Consider the following 15,547-nt stretch of genomic DNA (forward strand, 5'->3'; position numbering starts at 1 on the left):
ACTAATCTATTTATTAATTTGTACTTCATGTGGATAAGGTATTTCAATACCAGCTTTATCCAATGCATGTTTACTTCCTTCAACCGTAGCAAAAAAAACATCCCAATAATCTTCTGGCTTACAAAAAGGTCTTACCACCAAGTTTACGGAACTATCTGCCAGTTCTGAAACATTAACCGAAGGAGCCGGATCTTTTAGCACTTTAGGGTTGGCCACCAACATCTCTAACAGAACTTCCTTGGTTTTTTTAAGATCAGAACCGTAATCCACACCTACTGTCGTATCTACCCTCATTTTACCTTCTGCTGTATAATTGATGATATTACCGTTGGCAATGGCTCCATTGGGTACAATAGCCAATTTGTTCTGTGGGGTAATCAATTTTGTGGTGAAAATTTCAATTTCCTTTACATTTCCCAAAACACCTTGTGCTTCGATCAAATCACCAATCTTGTAAGGTTTAAATATGATTAAAAGCACACCTCCTGCAAAATTGGACAACGATCCCTGTAAAGCCAAACCTATGGCCAAACCTGCCGCTGCAATAACGGCTGCAAAACTGGTGGTTTCTACACCTAATACGGATATCACCGTAATAATCAAAAAGATGGTAAGTGCCCACTTTACCAAACTCAACAAAAATTTCTTTAAAGATTCATCGTAATCTTGGTCGGCCATTCCTTTTCTTATTACCCCTACCAATTTCTTTATAATCCATGAGCCTATCAAATACATTATAATGGCCATAATTACTTTTGGCCCATATTCCAATACCAAATCAATTCCTTTGTCAATCCATAATTGTGCTTTCTCCATGTTTTTCAATTTTAGGTTGTTATTTATTGTTCTTATTTATAAGACACCATAAATTGTTTAAAGTCACTTTAATCGCTCTCTACTGCGTTAACAAAAAAAAAGCCCGTTATCTAAAAATAACGGGCCGTTTATAGTTAAAACTCAAAAACTCAACCTTTAAAAAAACTTCCTAACTGTTCCAAGCCTTCTCCATTAAAGTCGGATTTTTCCATAGCTTGCAACAATTGAACGAAACTGGCGGGATTCATATCGTCACCCAAGACACGAACGAGAATCAACCCTTTTTCATCATTATCGCCGTAAATAACAATTTCGTCTATTGAATCGTCATCACCCTTTAATTGTATAGTGGCTTTACCAAAGGAGGTATTCATTTTCATTAATTCGCTAAAATCACCACCTTTTAAAATATTCTTTATCGCTACCTTCTGCGTTTCATAATCGGCCGCGTTCACTTCGTTTTTCTTGAAGGCCAGAATATTTAGCTTTTTGAGAGAATTTGCGGTCTTTGCCTGGGTCTCGCTTAAATTGGCCTTTTCTACGTTAAATATACTTGCCGGGATATCAAATGACATAAAGTTGGGGTTTTCCGCATTTGCAACAAAATATTGTTGTAGGCTCTGTTCAGAAGAACACGAAGTAACCGCAACGGCCAATAAAACAACCAAAATCCTTTTTATATTTTTCATACTTCTCAGTTATTAAATGACAAAGGCCTTTTCCAAAAGGAAAAGGCCTTATATCCTATTTTATCTATTTGCCCGATGCCTTGTTCAAATCCTTTGGTAAATTCATTTTATTGGTCAATGAACCAATTTTATTTAGATCAATATCACCGGTGAGACTTACCAATACGGTCTCCAATTTGCGACCATGATCACCGACCTCAACATTTTCCAAACCGGATACGAACATTAACAGTTCTGTGACATGGTCCTTTTTGGCTCCATCCCTAACATAGAATTTTACATTAACATCTTTATCCTTTACACGCATCAGTTCCTCAAGTTTAGAAGATTTAAGATATTTTTTAACGGTCGCCGTCATATCTGCCGAAACCCCGGCATCCTCTGTCATAAAGACCTTAACATTCTTTAATCCACTTGCGATGTCCATAAATTCCTTAGCTTCGGCATCATCGCTCATACCGCCAATTTTAGAGACCAGGTCTATCATCCCCTTATTAACGATTACGGAACCTACGTTGTCCATATTCTCGTATTTGTCGAATACAGATTGTGAAAAGCCCATTAAGGGTACCATTGCCATTAAAAATACTACTGCTACTTTTTTCATGATTGTTGTTTTTAGACCACTTCACTTAATTAGTTTCCATGATCGATTAATTGATGAATTTTAGACGTTCATTTATGATGCGTTGTGTAAGGGCCACCATATCCTGAACTTGTTACTTATTTCCCTTATTTCCTGCTTTACCTAATTGGTCGCCACCAGGTAAATCCATCTTATCGGTTAATTTTGAAACTGATTTTAAATTGATATCTCCCGTTAAGGACAATAGTACGGTTTCCAATTTTTTACCGTTAATATCAATATCCATTTCCTTCATGCCGGTCACGAACATTAGCAATTCCTTTACGTGATCACTATCCTTGCCTTCCTTGACATAGAATTTCACATTAGAACCGCCATCGCGTACGCGCATCAACTCTTCAAAAGATGAACTCTTTAACCGGTTGGTCACCCAATTATCCACGTCCTTGGAAATGGCCGGGTCCTCCGTTGTTATTACTTTAAAACTGGTGATTGAATTGACCAGTTCAAAAAACTCCTTTGCCTCTGGATCATCTGAACTTACACTCATTTTACCGAGCATCTGAAACATTTTTGGCTGCATGGCAACAAATGTTACCTTATCATTGTCCTCATACTTTTCAAATATATCCTGTGCTTTAGAAAGTATTGGGGCCAATACAAACAGGGCCAATAGTATTATCTTTTTCATTTTATTTACTTTTTCGTTAAAAATTTATTCGTTGTTTTCTCAAATTCCTCTAAGTGATAGAGTTGCTCTGTGCCTTTATTGAAATTCATTGCCAATAATGCAAAGGCCTCTTTTGCGGACTCTATTTCCTCTTGGGTATACTCATCTGCCAAAGTAACCGGCGCCGGTGTAGGTTGATAAAAGTATAGCCCACATATAAAGACTGCAATTGCAGCTACAGAAACCCATTTTAAATACTCTTTTCTAGGTTTTAATGGGACCAGCTTTGTAAAGCATTCTTTTTTTGCCTGAGTAAAATAATTGAACATAGGGGCATGCTGCGCTAAATGTGGTGCAACATCGTCACCGGAGAAATACGACCTTAACATTTCTTCCTCTGCTACCGTAGTGGTCGCTTCAAAATATTTCTCTATTAATCTTTCTATATTATGCAATTCCATAATTATGCTTTTCCATTAATTTTTCTCTTACCGTTTTTCTTGCCCTGGACAATGCAACCCGTATAGCCGTAGGTTTCATGTCAAGTAATTTTTCTATTTCATCGTAATCATATTGTTCCACATCCCTTAATTGTAACACCATTTTCTGCTGTTCCGGCAATTCATCCATTATACGTTCTACCCAATTGACACTATCCTTAGCTTCTACCTCGTTCTGCAACGATGTGCTGGAATCCGTATAATTACTATGGACCAATTTTAAATTTCCAGCTTGTTTTGACTTTAATCTATCCAAACAAAAATTTTTGGTCATGGTCATGGCAAATGCCTCTACGTTATTATAGGATGTAATTTTACTCTTCTTGGACCATAACTTGATCAGTATCTCTTGCGTAGCGTCCTCAGCTTCTTCCGTAGATACCAACAACCTTTTGGCCATGCGAAAAAGTTTATCCTTAAAAGGCATTACAATATTTAAAAACTCTGTTTGTTTCATTTTTGGTTTGGCTGTTCATAAGCTTGCTAACAGGCTTACAAAATGAAGACGAAGTAGAACGATTTTTGTTACAATTAATTTTTATTCTGATGACTTGTGAGTAAATTTAACATCTTAAAGCTTGTAATTTACGTACATAAATGAAAATGCATTTACTTAGGTGCTATACAAACATTCTATTTTTGGAATGTTTTTTGTTCTTTAGGTAAATATTCACTAAAAAAATTATTATGAAAAAATTTTTCCTGTCCCTACTGTGCCTAGGGTTAATTGCAACTTCTTGTAACAAAAATGACGACGACCCCATTATTGAAGAAGAAGAAAAAGAAGAGATTGAAACCCCCGTTGAGGAAGAAGAAGTTGTTGACATTGAAGTACAGAATTTTTTATGGCAGACCCTAAACCTGTATTATTTTTGGCAGGGTGAAGTTACGGATCTTGCGGATGACCGTTTTGATACACAAGCTGCTTATGAGGCCTATTTAACGGAAAATGATAATCCAGTAGACCTGTTGGAAAATAAGTTGCTTTTTTCCGAGGACAGATTTACCTTTTACGATGAAAATTATAGAGAATTGGTCAACAGTTCTGCAGGGGTATCCAAAAGTAACGGTCTACAATTTGGACTTTCCTTGATCGGCAATACGGATGATGTATTTGGTTATGTAGAATATATTATCAAAAACTCTGATGCAGCCGGTAAAGATATTAAAAGAGGTGATGTTTTTATTGGTGTTAACGGTACCCGGTTGAACAGGGATAATTATATTTCGCTTTTGTTCGGCGATAATGATACCTATACGCTTAACATGGCTGAAATAAATAATAATACCATAAGCCCTACCGATAAGGAAGTAACACTGACCAAGGTAGAAGGTTTGGTAGAAGACCCAATTCATGTTACTGAAATCATTACTGCTGGCGACAGGAAAATCGGCTATTTCATGTACAATCAGTTCGTTTCTGGTACGGAAGATGAAATGAACGCAATTTTTGCCGATTTTAAAGCGCAAAACATCACGGACTTGGTATTGGATTTAAGGTATAATCTTGGAGGTCGTGGCTCAACTGCCGCCGTATTGGCCAGTTTAATCTATGGTACCAATACCAACGACCTTTTTTATAGAACCAGGTACAATGATAAACTACAATCGCAATTTGACAGTAGTTTTACCGATAATTACTTTGTAGGTACTACAGGTACGCAAGATGGTAATAGCGATGCGGCATTGACATCGTTAAATTTACCTCAGGTATACATTATAGCCACAGGTAGCTCTGCCTCTGCCAGTGAATTGGTCATGGTAGGCCTTGAGCCATACATTAATGTGGTACACGTTGGTACGACCACCATAGGTAAAAACCAAGGTTCAGTCTTATTTGTAGATGACCCGGAAGGCGGTAATGTTTATGATCCAGAAAGAGAAGATCAAATTAACCCCAACGTGCAGTGGGGATTACAGCCTATTATAAGTAAAGTGGAGAACGCCAGTGGGTTTTCTGACTATTCAGAAGGTTTAAATCCAGATATTGAACTTGACGAAGATATTACCAACCTTGGAATTTTGGGAGATGCTAATGAGCCCCTATTGGCAAGGGCTATTCAGGAAATCGTTGGTCAAGGGGCCAAAAGAAATTTTGAGGTACAGATACCTGCAAACCTTATTTCCAGTTCTAAGCTTCATAATCCACGTAACGCCACGCTTTTGCTTAATAATGGTAAAATGCCTACCGGTGATCTACTATTGCCCAAAGAATAAATAAGGAATAGTTTAGTTTAAACATATATGAAAAAGAAATTTTTGGCGCTACTCATCTTTTGCCTTGTACTATCATGCTCAAAGGATGAGGATTTAACCTTGCCCACTACGGTAGACCCAGATGGTTCCGCAGATGTAGAGGTACAGGATTTCATGTGGAAGGCCATGAACTTTTGGTATTTCTGGCAAGAAAATGTAGATGACCTTGCAGATGACCGGTTTACAAATACTACTGAAGGTAGGGCAGAATACACCGCTTTTTTAGATTCTGAAGACAGTCCTGCTGCGTTCTTTGTAAACAAGCTTCAGTATATTGAGGACCGTTTTAGTTTTTATAACGATGATTATAGGGAACTCACCAATTCATTAGCCGGTATTTCCAAGAGTAACGGATTGGAATATGGTCTGGTACGTTTTCAGGATAGTGAAGAACTGTTTGGTGTGGTTCGTTACGTTGTTCCCAACTCCAATGCTGCAACTACCAGCATCAAAAGGGGCGATTTGTTTACGGGAGTGGATGGACAAACATTGAACTTATCCAACTATCAGCAACTCTTATTTACTGGCAACGATACCTATACGTTGAATATGGCCGAATTTGTCAATGGCTCCATAAGCCCTACCGATGAGGAAGTAGAACTTACCAAAGAAGAAGCTTTAGCGGAAAACCCGATTTTAATTTCCAAATCCTTTGAAATTGGCGGTGCCAATATTGGTTATATCATGTATAATCAATTTACCAACGAATATGATGATCAGTTATACAGTGCCATACAAGCCTTAAAATCAGCAGGTATTACCAGCTTGGTGATGGATTTAAGATATAATCCGGGTGGCTCGGTAAATACAACACGTTTGCTTGCTAGCATGATTTATGATACCAATACTTCTAATATTTTTTTAAGGAAAAGGTACAATGATAAATTGCAGGAGCAGTTTAACGATAGTCAATTAGAGGTGTATTTTACGGACAAGATAGATGGTACTACTATTAATAGCTTAGGACTTGATAAATTATATGTGCTAACATCCGCTAGTTCTGCCTCGGCAAGTGAATTGTTGATCAATAGTTTGGAACCTTATATGGACGTTATTCAGATTGGGGATGTTACAAGAGGTAAGAACGAATTTTCAACCACTTTGGTAGATGATCGTGACAATTCCTATTTATATACACCATCAAGGGTCAATAAAATTAATCCTGACAATCAATGGGCCATACAGCCCTTAATAGGTAGAAACGAAAATGCGGAAGGTTTCTTTGACTATACCTCTGGATTACAACCAGATATTTTCTTAAAGGAAGATTATGGCAATCTAGGTATTTTAGGTGATCAAAATGAACCTTTATTGGCAAGGGCCATACAGGAAATAACGTCAGAAACGGGCAAGCGCGATTTTACGGTCCATAACCCTATAGATATCATCGGAAGTTCAAAGATGACAAATCCTATGAACAATAAAATGATCGATGATACCGTCTATGACCAATAGTTTTTATTTAACTTTAGTAAAGAAATAAGGGCAGCTTTTCAGCTGCCCTTTTTTTGCTATAAACTTAGTTTAAACCCTAATCTTAAATTTAGACCTTTAGTGGTATAATCAACTAGTTCTGTATATTCTTCATTCAAAAGATTATCAACACCTACAAAAGCCCCGAAATTATTTGAAAACTGATGTTTCACCTGAAGGTTTACCAATGAGAAACTATCTAAGTTTACATTGGTAAAGGTGGCAAAATCGGTATCGGTACGATCAGATACAAACTGATAAGATGCGCCTAAAAATGTTTTATCCGCAATAGTGTAACCAATTGTAGCGTTAACCTTGCTCTTTGGTATTCTCAACGCCAAACCTTCTTTAGAATTGGTATACGTGTAGTTGGCGTTAATAGTTAAATCTTTTGTTGGTACAGCAGAAAACCCTACTTCTACCCCATTAAAATGTGCTGTATCTGCCAAATTGCGATACTGACTTTGAAACGTATTTGGGTCTATGGTTACATAATCGATTCTATCATCTTCGGTTCTATTAAAATAAACCGCATTTATCGTAAAGCTATTTGAAAGTCTATATTCTAAACCTCCTTCAATAGTAGTATCCTCTTCAGGATTCAAATCTGGGTTTGCACCAAATGGTCCATATAATTGTGATAAATTAGGCGCTATATATGAGGTAGCAAATGAACCTAAAAACTTCAGATATCTAGAATTAATATTTATTCTATATGATGGATTAAAATTGTAGATAAAATTAGAACCATAATCACTATGGTTATTTAAACGCACACCTGCATTTATGTTAATTCCACGCTTACCCACATACACAACATTTACATAAGGGTCTACTGTATTTGTGTTTTGCTCTTCACTGAACAAAGTCTGACTGTCTATATAATTCAGTCCTACAATAGTATGTATGTTTTTATTAAATGTATACTTATTGAATACATCTAAAATATAAGATTGTGAATCGTATGCCGCGGGAAAACTTGAAACAAAAGACCTGTCTATTTGATTAAACGCCGTATTTACATGGATACTTCCTTTTTCATACCTATACGTTGAAGCTAGACCAAAACGAGATTGCTCACCGGAAAACGAGAAATCGGCATCTTCAATTGGAAAACCGTTGTCATAATCACTGTTCAGTTTATTATAAAATGCAGAAGCTGTAACGCCAAAACGTTCTGTAAACTGATAACCTACTTTCAAATTACCATCAACTCGTGAAAAAGCATCTGCTTCAGTACCAATAGCAGCAGATAGCCCATCGGTAAATTGATGTCCACCAGAAGCCAATACAGAGAGTTTTCCATGTTTTGCCGATACATTTACCGTATTGGAAAAATCAGAGATATTAAAATTTTGGTCATCCTGAGATTGGTTGGTTCCCATACTCGAAATCACTTCCGTAGAAAGCCCTTCTTCCTTTGCCTTTTTGGTAGTAATATTAATTACAGCTGTTGCCGCTGAATTACCATAAAGTGTACTTGCTGCTCCTTTTAAAATTTCAATACTTTCGATTTGAGAAGTATTTAATAAACGTAAATCATACTCTGCACTGGTACCTGATGGGTCAGAAACCTGAATTCCATCAATTATAACCAATACCTGGCGGTTATTTCCTCCCCTAACATAGGTTGATAAATTTTGACCGGCATAACTTCTTGTTCCATTTATTTCTATACCGCTTTTGGTATTGATGATTTCGGCAACGGACCTACCTTGATTTTGTTCCAATTCTTTTTGAGAAATGGAAATGACGGTTTTACCGGAATTTTCACGCTTTAGCTCAAATCGTGAATCACTCACCACGACCTCGTCTAGTTGTAAAATGTTGGTTGAATCCTGTTCTTGTTGCGCTCCTACTTTAGCGCATAACAATACTGTGACCGTTGGCCACAAAAAATAATTTTTCATTCGTTTAAATTCATAAACGGGAGCATAGTATGTCTGTACCCATACGTAAACCTTTATCCCGAAAGTTTAACATTGTTGTTTGAATAAGGCAGGTCTCCTGACTCGTTTTATGTTATTTTGCCTTCCCATGTTTCTATACCGGATTAGAAAACAAAGTGGCTATGCAGTAAATAACATCCTCTTAAACGAGGTACCAATTAAAACCTATTCGTCAATAGATGTGGTTGGCATAAACTTACAGTTGCGGGAACAGTTCCGGATTTATACCGGATTCCCTTTTAATTTCACTGCCATAAGCAGCGAAAACCAAAATTCACGGCGAAAATAAACATTTTGTTTAATCTTTCTAGGTAAACTTTTATAATACTACTTTTGAAAAAAAGACGTAAAAACAAATGCTTAAAAATCTTCTCATATTCGGTTACGTACTCTTTTTATGCGGATGTAAACAACAAAAGACAGAATCGCCCCCACTAGAATCTGCAGTTGAAAATGTAGCTATTAGCCATGCAAATGGTTTTACAATAGAAAAACAAGTCTCTGGCATTACGATTATTAAAATATTGGCACCTTGGCCAAATGCGGAAGCTTCTTTTACGTATGCATTGATTCCTAAAGAGAAACAAGCATTCATATCCTTGGATAAAAATCAATACGACGCCATCATATCCGTACCAATCGATAATATTGTAGTAACCTCAACTACCCATATACCTGCACTTGAAGCTTTGGGAGTCCTGGATAAGCTTGTAGGGTTCTCAGATACCAAATACGTATCTTCTAAAGCCGCGCGAAAACGAATTGACGCCGGTCAAATCAAAGAACTTGGCATCAATGAAAGCTTAAACACAGAAGCTGTTTTAGCACTTAAACCCGACTTGGTAGTGGGTTTTGCCGTTAGTGGAAGTAATAGCGCTTACGAAACATTACAACGCTCTCAGATACCCGTAATTTATAATGGTGATTGGGTAGAAGAAACACCATTGGGTAAAGCGGAATGGATTAAATTTTTTGCTCCCTTCTTCAATAAAGAATCTGAAGCAAATGTCATTTTCGCTGAAATTGAAAAGTCGTACCTCGTTGCAAAAAAATTAGCAAAAACTGCACATACAACGCCCACTGTACTTAGCGGCGCAATGTATAAAGATGTATGGTATTTACCGGGTGGTAAAAGTTGGGCGGCAAATTTTCTTAAAGATGCCAACGCAAATTACTTATGGAAAGAAACACCTGATAGCGGTAGTCTATCCTTAAGTTGGGAAAATGTTTTACTCGAAGCCAAAACTGCAGAATATTGGATTGGACCTGCGCAATTTAAATCGTATACTGAAATGGAATCTTCAAGTGCACATTATGTTCAGTTTGATGCGTTTAAAAATAAAAAAGTATACACTTTTGCCAATACCGTTGGTGAAACCGGTGGTAATCTGTATTATGAACTAGCACCGCAACGCCCTGATATTGTGTTGAAAGATTTAATTCATATTTTACATCCCGGTCTTTTACCCGAGCATGAACCTTTCTTTTTTAAACCGCTAAATTAATTGCTTAAACAACCTACATATAGTATTCATTTTATTGCTTTACTCATAGTATTGTTTATTTGTTTGGGCTTAAATATAAGTCTTGGTTCTGTCAGCATTTCGGTCATGGACACCATTAATGTTATTTTTGGTGCCGATATTACCGATTCATCCACTTCGTATATTATTTGGAACTATCGTATACCAAAAGCCCTAACCGCCATTTTGGTTGGTAGTGGTCTGGCCTTAAGCGGTTTATTAATGCAAACCCTTTTCAGGAATCCACTTGCTGGCCCGTATGTTTTGGGTATCAGTTCCGGGGCAAGTTTAGGCGCAGCGTTATTGATTATGGGCTCCTCCCTATTTTCAGGAATTATGACGTTTTCCGCTTTTAACGATATTGCTTTGGCAGTTGCAGCTAGTACAGGTAGTTTTCTTGTGCTTTTAGTTGTGCTTACCGTAGCCGTTAAAATTAAAGATACCATGGCACTTCTTATTATTGGTTTAATGTTTGGCAGTATTACTAGTGCTATTGTAAGTGTACTCTCCTATTTTACAAAAGCTGAAAAATTACAACAATATATCTTTTGGGAATTTGGAAGTCTAGGTAATCTTACCTGGACGCAATTATCAATTCTGTGCCTTTGTACATGCATAGGCATACTATTAAGTATATTTTCTATTAAATCTCTCAACGCATATTTACTAGGTGAGAATTACGCAAAGAGTTTAGGAATCCATTTGAAAAAATCGCGTTATACCATTATCATTGCGACCGGACTTTTAGCCGGATGTATAACCGCATTTGCAGGACCCATAGCGTTTATTGGTCTAGCGGTACCCCATTTAACCCGACAACTATTTCACACAACCGACCATAAAATTTTAATACCAGCTGTTCTTTGTTGTGGCGCTATCTTAATGTTGATTTGCGATACAATTGCGCAACTACCAGGTTCAATGAGCGTATTGCCAATTAACGCCATAACCAGCTTGTTTGGAGCTCCTGTGGTCATTTGGTTATTGGTCCGGAAAAAGAAAATGATGTTTTAATGCAAACGAGATAAAGTTATCAAAGACAAAAACATAAATAGCACACTGACTGTCAGTAATTTATCTATTGGATATGACAAAAAAGTCATTGCCGATAGTATTTCATTCGACTTAAAAAAAGGGGAACTTGTTGCTATTGTTGGCGTTAACGGCATTGGTAAATCTACATTACTACGCACCATTGCCGGATTTCAACCAAAACTATCCGGTTCCATACAAATTGAAGGAAAAGAATTAGCAAATATTGATTCGTTGGACTTGGCCAAAAAGGTGAGTGTGGTACTTACAGAACCTATCGCATCTAAGAACATGTCCGTAAAAGAGTTATTGGCATTGGGAAGACAACCATATACGAATTGGTTAGGCAAATTATCTGTTGATGACATGGCATTCATTACCAAAAGTGTAAAGCTATTGGAGCTAACCCCATTTCTCGATAAGAAATGCTTTGAATTAAGCGACGGACAATTGCAACGTGTAATGATTGCTAGGGCCTTGGTTCAAGACACAAGTATTATACTTTTAGATGAACCAACTACGCATTTAGATTTATATCATAAGGTGCAGATTTTAAAACTCCTGAAATCTATTGCTCATCAAACCAAAAAAACAATTCTTTTTACGAGTCATGAAATAGAGTTGGCCATACAGTTATGTGATAAAATGTTGATTTTAGACGGACATACCAATCCGTTTGAAGAGCCTTGTAAACATATTGAACATAAAAATTTTGAAACTTTATTTCCTGCAGAACTGATTTCATTTGATGCCAACTCTGGTACTTTTAAAATTAAAAAATAAAGGGTTTAAAATCTATATCAATTTAGGTCTTCCTTAAGTTGAATAAATCAGGATAGGTGCTTTATATTTTTAATACCTGATCCAGTATCTTTACTGTATCACATTTAAACACTCATGAACGAACTATATATATACTTCCTAATTGCTATTCTATGCCTTGCAATCGGCTATTTTCTAGGTAATTATATACAGCAATTAAAAACAACTTCTAAGCAAAGTGCTTTGGAGGAGCGCGAACAGCAAATGCAAGCTAATTTATCGGTTTTACAAGAACGCCTTAAAGAGACAGAGCAACAGAAACTTTCGCTACAATCAGAAAAGGAACAGCTTGGTAACAGAATTGTACGGGCACAAGCTGACATGGAGCATTTGCACGATAAAAACCGTGAACAGAAAGAAGAGGTAGAAAAGCTCCAGGAAAAATTCACAAAGGAATTTGAAAACTTGGCCAATAAGATTCTAGAAGAAAAAAGCTTAAAATTCACGGAGCGGAACGAGAAGAATATTAAAGATATTCTAACTCCTTTAAATGATAAAATACAGCTTTTTGAAAAGAAAGTAGAAGCTAGTCAGAAAGAGAACATCAGTATTCATTCTGCCCTGAGAGAACAACTTTTGAATCTTCAATCTCAAAACTTGAAAATTACCCAAGAGGCTGAAAACTTAACTAAAGCCTTAAAAGGTGATAGTAAAATGCAAGGGAATTGGGGCGAATTGGTCTTAGAACGTGTTTTAGAAAAATCAGGTTTAGAAAAAGACCGAGAATATACGGTTCAACAAAGTTTTACTAGAGCTGATGGTAGTCGTGTACTGCCCGATGTTATTATCAATCTGCCCGATGGCAAGAAAATGATCGTAGATTCCAAGGTTTCCCTAACGGATTACGAGCGTTATGTAAATGCAGATGAAGAGCTTAAGGATTCCTATTTAAAAGACCACATCAACTCATTACGTAGGCATGTTGCCCAGTTGTCCGCTAAGAAATATGAGGACCTTTATGAAATGGAGAGTCCCGATTTTGTATTGATGTTCGTTCCCATAGAACCCGCATTTGCAATTGCTATTAATCAAGATAGTTCGTTATACAATAAAGCCTTTGAGCAGAATATTATCATTGTTACTCCCTCTACCCTTTTAGCTACGTTGCGTACCATAGACAGCATGTGGAATAATGAAAAACAACAACGAAATGCCATTGAAATTGCACGACAAGCAGGTGCACTCTATGATAAGTTTGAAGGATTTGTAAATGACCTGATGAAAGTGGGCAAAAAAATGGATGAGGCAAAAAGTGAGTATAAAGGGGCTATGAACAAACTGGTAGAAGGCCGCGGCAATATTGTAACGAGTATTCAAAAATTAAAGAAAATGGGTGCCAAGGCCAAAAAAACGATTCCGGAAGCTGTTTTAAATAGAGCTTTGGAAGATGAAGACATAGATGAAGAACCAAAATTGAAATTATAAGAAACTTTAACAACTACGGTATAACATATTAAAGGTTTACTAGTAAAACTAAAATTTCAGCTATATCTTGACCCCGCATTAATTTTGTTGTTGAACAGATTTTTTTAAAATTTAAACCACATGAAAAAAATACTTTCACTTATAGTTTTTGGTGTTGTAGCACTGGGAGCCATTTATTATGCCTTTATCTACTTTGTGTCATTTAGCGAAGGAGTGCGTTCCGGTGAATTGATAAAACTTACCCGTAAAGGCGTTATTGCAAAAACATGGGAAGGTGAGATCAGTCAAGGAATATCCGGTGCACAAATTTTTTCTTTTTCTGTTCTGGACAAGGACAAAGAGGTCATAGAAAAGTTAAAGGAATACCAAGGCCAGTACGTTAAGGTAAATTACACAGAGCGTTATGCCACTTTTTTCTGGCTGGGAGACACTAAATATTTTATTACCGATGTAGAACGTGAACAATCTCCACATTTTAGAAATTAGTTGAATTTATAATTGTTTAAAGCACATCCCCAACAGATGGAAAAGTATAAAAACGTAAAGGAATCAAGGGTATCCATAACAGAACTTATGCTACCCTCACACTCCAATTTTGGAGGCAAGGTTCATGGCGGCTATATTTTAAACTTAATGGATCAAATAGCATTTGCATGTGCATCCAAACATTCACAACAATATTGCGTTACGGCATCTGTCAATAGGGTGAATTTTCTTAATCCCATTGAAGTGGGCGAGCTGGTTACCTTAAAGGCAAGCATTAATTATACAGGCCGTACCTCAATGGTGGTTGGTGTACGCGTGGAATCTGAAAATATTACCACAGGAAAGAAAAAGCATTGTAATTCCTCTTATTTTACAATGGTTGCCAAAGGAGATGATGGCAAAAACGTTCCCGTTCCCGGACTAATCATATCCGATGATCAAGGGGTACGCCGTTTTGCAAGGAGCAAATACCGCAAATTAGAAGCCCAGGAACGTGATACCAAATTTGAATCAAAAACGTTTAACCCGCAAGCCTATATCAAGGAGTTGGAAAATGAAAATATTAAGATTGATCTAAAGTAAGCAGTTTTGCCGCTGCGGCATCCATGAACCAAACTAAATCCTTAGTCTTTGGAGATACATGACTTGCAGGGTAATCCAAATAGTCCTCTTCCCGATCAATTATAACCTTTACTTTCTCCGCCTTACTTTTTCCAGTAACCAAAAACGTTACTGTTTTTGCATTGTTGATAATCCTACCGGTCAATGAAACCCTAAGTTGACCCGATTCCGGATGCATGGCCACCTCACAATTGTCCGGTGAGACCCACAACTTTAATTCATGTGGAAATATGGATGCCGTATGCCCGTCATCTCCCATTCCAAGTATGACCAAATCAAATTGTGGCAAACCCAATTCCTTGGGCAACAGATCTTCTAAGAGTTCACCATAGCGTTTTGCCTCTTCCTTTGGATTTTCTTCACCTTTAATTCTATGGATATTTTTCTCCGGTATATTAATTTTGGACAACAAATGTTTTACCGTCATCTTATAATTGCTCTCGTCATCATCCGGTGCTACACAACGCTCATCTCCCCAATAAAAATGAATAAGGTTCCAATCTACTTTATCGGAAAATTTTTCCGCTAGGACATCAAAGACTATTTTAGGGGTACTACCACCAGATAACGCCACATGAAATGGGCTTTTAGTGAATGATTTTTCTATAAAATACTTTGAAAATTCCTCTGCAACCTTTTCTTTATTTTGATAAACTTTAATTTCCATTCTCTATACTATATTTTATAACGTATTACAGG

Annotated in this window: 16 protein-coding genes and 1 riboswitch; of the genes, 8 read left to right on the plus strand and 8 right to left on the minus strand. The window is 36.9% G+C overall.

Annotated features, from left to right (window positions below):
* Nucleotides 1-6 precede the first annotated feature (6 nt).
* From Q2T41_RS01425 to Q2T41_RS01450, 6 genes are all read right to left on the minus strand, one after another.
* Nucleotides 7-816: a mechanosensitive ion channel family protein gene (locus tag Q2T41_RS01425; protein ID WP_304434507.1), complete on the minus strand. Its 810-nt coding sequence runs from the start codon at nucleotides 814-816 to the stop codon at nucleotides 7-9.
* A 149-nt stretch (nucleotides 817-965) separates the two neighbouring features.
* The gene (locus Q2T41_RS01430) at nucleotides 966-1,505 is read right to left on the minus strand and encodes a GFO_1091 family lipoprotein (RefSeq protein ID WP_304434508.1); all 540 of its coding nucleotides are present in this window, start codon (nucleotides 1,503-1,505) and stop codon (nucleotides 966-968) included.
* Between the two features lie 64 nt (nucleotides 1,506-1,569).
* Nucleotides 1,570-2,112, minus strand: coding sequence for a GFO_1090 family protein (locus tag Q2T41_RS01435; protein WP_089260136.1), 543 nt, complete (start codon nucleotides 2,110-2,112; stop codon nucleotides 1,570-1,572).
* Nucleotides 2,113-2,224: 112 nt separating this feature from the next.
* Nucleotides 2,225-2,782, minus strand: a complete 558-nt coding sequence (locus Q2T41_RS01440) for a GFO_1090 family protein (protein ID WP_304434510.1) — start codon at nucleotides 2,780-2,782, stop codon at nucleotides 2,225-2,227.
* Between the two features lie 5 nt (nucleotides 2,783-2,787).
* The gene (locus tag Q2T41_RS01445) at nucleotides 2,788-3,222 is read right to left on the minus strand and encodes a PG0215 family putative anti-sigma factor (protein ID WP_304434512.1); all 435 of its coding nucleotides are present in this window, start codon (nucleotides 3,220-3,222) and stop codon (nucleotides 2,788-2,790) included.
* Nucleotides 3,209-3,718 carry a GFO_1088 family ECF-type sigma factor gene (locus tag Q2T41_RS01450; RefSeq protein WP_089260133.1) on the minus strand — a complete coding sequence of 170 codons (510 nt, stop codon included), beginning with the start codon at nucleotides 3,716-3,718 and terminating at the stop codon, nucleotides 3,209-3,211. The genes Q2T41_RS01445 and Q2T41_RS01450 overlap by 14 nt, the downstream gene beginning before the upstream one ends.
* Nucleotides 3,719-3,948: 230 nt before the next feature.
* Between Q2T41_RS01450 and Q2T41_RS01455 the strand changes: the two genes are divergently transcribed.
* Nucleotides 3,949-5,478: a GFO_1087 family putative carboxy terminal peptidase gene (locus Q2T41_RS01455; RefSeq protein ID WP_304434515.1), complete on the plus strand. Its 1,530-nt coding sequence runs from the start codon at nucleotides 3,949-3,951 to the stop codon at nucleotides 5,476-5,478.
* 27 nt (nucleotides 5,479-5,505) lie between these two features.
* Nucleotides 5,506-6,972 (plus strand): GFO_1087 family putative carboxy terminal peptidase, encoded by a 1,467-nt coding sequence (locus Q2T41_RS01460; protein WP_304434517.1) that lies wholly within the window; start codon nucleotides 5,506-5,508, stop codon nucleotides 6,970-6,972.
* Nucleotides 6,973-7,028: 56 nt separating this feature from the next.
* Here Q2T41_RS01460 and Q2T41_RS01465 read toward each other — a convergent pair whose 3' ends face one another.
* Nucleotides 7,029-8,900 carry a TonB-dependent receptor plug domain-containing protein gene (locus tag Q2T41_RS01465; protein ID WP_304434519.1) on the minus strand — a complete coding sequence of 624 codons (1,872 nt, stop codon included), beginning with the start codon at nucleotides 8,898-8,900 and terminating at the stop codon, nucleotides 7,029-7,031.
* A gap of 70 nt (nucleotides 8,901-8,970) precedes the next feature.
* Nucleotides 8,971-9,226: riboswitch (cobalamin riboswitch) on the minus strand.
* 69 nt (nucleotides 9,227-9,295) lie between these two features.
* On the opposite strand from Q2T41_RS01465, the gene Q2T41_RS01470 reads away from it, so the two are divergent.
* From Q2T41_RS01470 to Q2T41_RS01495, 6 genes are all read left to right on the plus strand, one after another.
* A complete protein-coding gene (locus tag Q2T41_RS01470) occupies nucleotides 9,296-10,444 on the plus strand; it encodes an ABC transporter substrate-binding protein (RefSeq protein WP_304434521.1) in 1,149 nt (382 codons plus the stop codon).
* Nucleotides 10,445-11,476: a FecCD family ABC transporter permease gene (locus tag Q2T41_RS01475; protein ID WP_304434523.1), complete on the plus strand. Its 1,032-nt coding sequence runs from the start codon at nucleotides 10,445-10,447 to the stop codon at nucleotides 11,474-11,476. It abuts the gene before it with no gap.
* Nucleotides 11,477-11,629: 153 nt separating this feature from the next.
* On the plus strand, nucleotides 11,630-12,277 hold the full coding sequence (locus Q2T41_RS01480; RefSeq protein ID WP_367186903.1) for an ABC transporter ATP-binding protein: 648 nt from the start codon (nucleotides 11,630-11,632) through the stop codon (nucleotides 12,275-12,277).
* 114 nt (nucleotides 12,278-12,391) lie between these two features.
* Nucleotides 12,392-13,741, plus strand: a complete 1,350-nt coding sequence (locus Q2T41_RS01485) for a DNA recombination protein RmuC (RefSeq protein ID WP_304434525.1) — start codon at nucleotides 12,392-12,394, stop codon at nucleotides 13,739-13,741.
* Nucleotides 13,742-13,861: 120 nt separating this feature from the next.
* A complete protein-coding gene (locus Q2T41_RS01490) occupies nucleotides 13,862-14,227 on the plus strand; it encodes a 6-phosphogluconate dehydrogenase (protein WP_304434527.1) in 366 nt (121 codons plus the stop codon).
* A 36-nt stretch (nucleotides 14,228-14,263) separates the two neighbouring features.
* Complete coding sequence (locus Q2T41_RS01495; RefSeq protein ID WP_144800721.1) at nucleotides 14,264-14,809, plus strand: acyl-CoA thioesterase; 546 nt, start codon at nucleotides 14,264-14,266, stop codon at nucleotides 14,807-14,809.
* Here the strand turns inward: Q2T41_RS01495 and pgl are convergent.
* Nucleotides 14,790-15,515, minus strand: a complete 726-nt coding sequence (gene pgl / locus Q2T41_RS01500; RefSeq protein WP_304434529.1) for a 6-phosphogluconolactonase — start codon at nucleotides 15,513-15,515, stop codon at nucleotides 14,790-14,792. The two genes, Q2T41_RS01495 and pgl, sit on opposite strands and share 20 nt — an antisense overlap.
* Nucleotides 15,516-15,547: the final 32 nt, after the last annotated feature.

Source organism: Maribacter confluentis (assembly GCF_030505015.1).
GTDB classification, from domain to species: domain Bacteria; phylum Bacteroidota; class Bacteroidia; order Flavobacteriales; family Flavobacteriaceae; genus Maribacter; species Maribacter sedimenticola.

Excerpts from the sequence above, each read along its gene's own strand:
- Q2T41_RS01425 (WP_304434507.1), bottom strand. The coding sequence starts at position 816 with ATGGAGAAAGCACAATTATGGATTGACAAAGGAATTGATTTGGTATTG.
- Q2T41_RS01430 (WP_304434508.1), bottom strand. The coding sequence starts at position 1,505 with ATGAAAAATATAAAAAGGATTTTGGTTGTTTTATTGGCCGTTGCGGTT.
- Q2T41_RS01435 (WP_089260136.1), bottom strand. The coding sequence starts at position 2,112 with ATGAAAAAAGTAGCAGTAGTATTTTTAATGGCAATGGTACCCTTAATG.
- Q2T41_RS01440 (WP_304434510.1), bottom strand. The coding sequence starts at position 2,782 with ATGAAAAAGATAATACTATTGGCCCTGTTTGTATTGGCCCCAATACTT.
- Q2T41_RS01445 (WP_304434512.1), bottom strand. The coding sequence starts at position 3,222 with ATGGAATTGCATAATATAGAAAGATTAATAGAGAAATATTTTGAAGCG.
- Q2T41_RS01450 (WP_089260133.1), bottom strand. The coding sequence starts at position 3,718 with ATGAAACAAACAGAGTTTTTAAATATTGTAATGCCTTTTAAGGATAAA.
- Q2T41_RS01455 (WP_304434515.1), top strand. The coding sequence starts at position 3,949 with ATGAAAAAATTTTTCCTGTCCCTACTGTGCCTAGGGTTAATTGCAACT.
- Q2T41_RS01460 (WP_304434517.1), top strand. The coding sequence starts at position 5,506 with ATGAAAAAGAAATTTTTGGCGCTACTCATCTTTTGCCTTGTACTATCA.
- Q2T41_RS01465 (WP_304434519.1), bottom strand. The coding sequence starts at position 8,900 with ATGAAAAATTATTTTTTGTGGCCAACGGTCACAGTATTGTTATGCGCT.
- Q2T41_RS01470 (WP_304434521.1), top strand. The coding sequence starts at position 9,296 with ATGCTTAAAAATCTTCTCATATTCGGTTACGTACTCTTTTTATGCGGA.
- Q2T41_RS01485 (WP_304434525.1), top strand. The coding sequence starts at position 12,392 with ATGAACGAACTATATATATACTTCCTAATTGCTATTCTATGCCTTGCA.
- Q2T41_RS01490 (WP_304434527.1), top strand. The coding sequence starts at position 13,862 with ATGAAAAAAATACTTTCACTTATAGTTTTTGGTGTTGTAGCACTGGGA.
- Q2T41_RS01495 (WP_144800721.1), top strand. The coding sequence starts at position 14,264 with ATGGAAAAGTATAAAAACGTAAAGGAATCAAGGGTATCCATAACAGAA.
- pgl (WP_304434529.1), bottom strand. The coding sequence starts at position 15,515 with ATGGAAATTAAAGTTTATCAAAATAAAGAAAAGGTTGCAGAGGAATTT.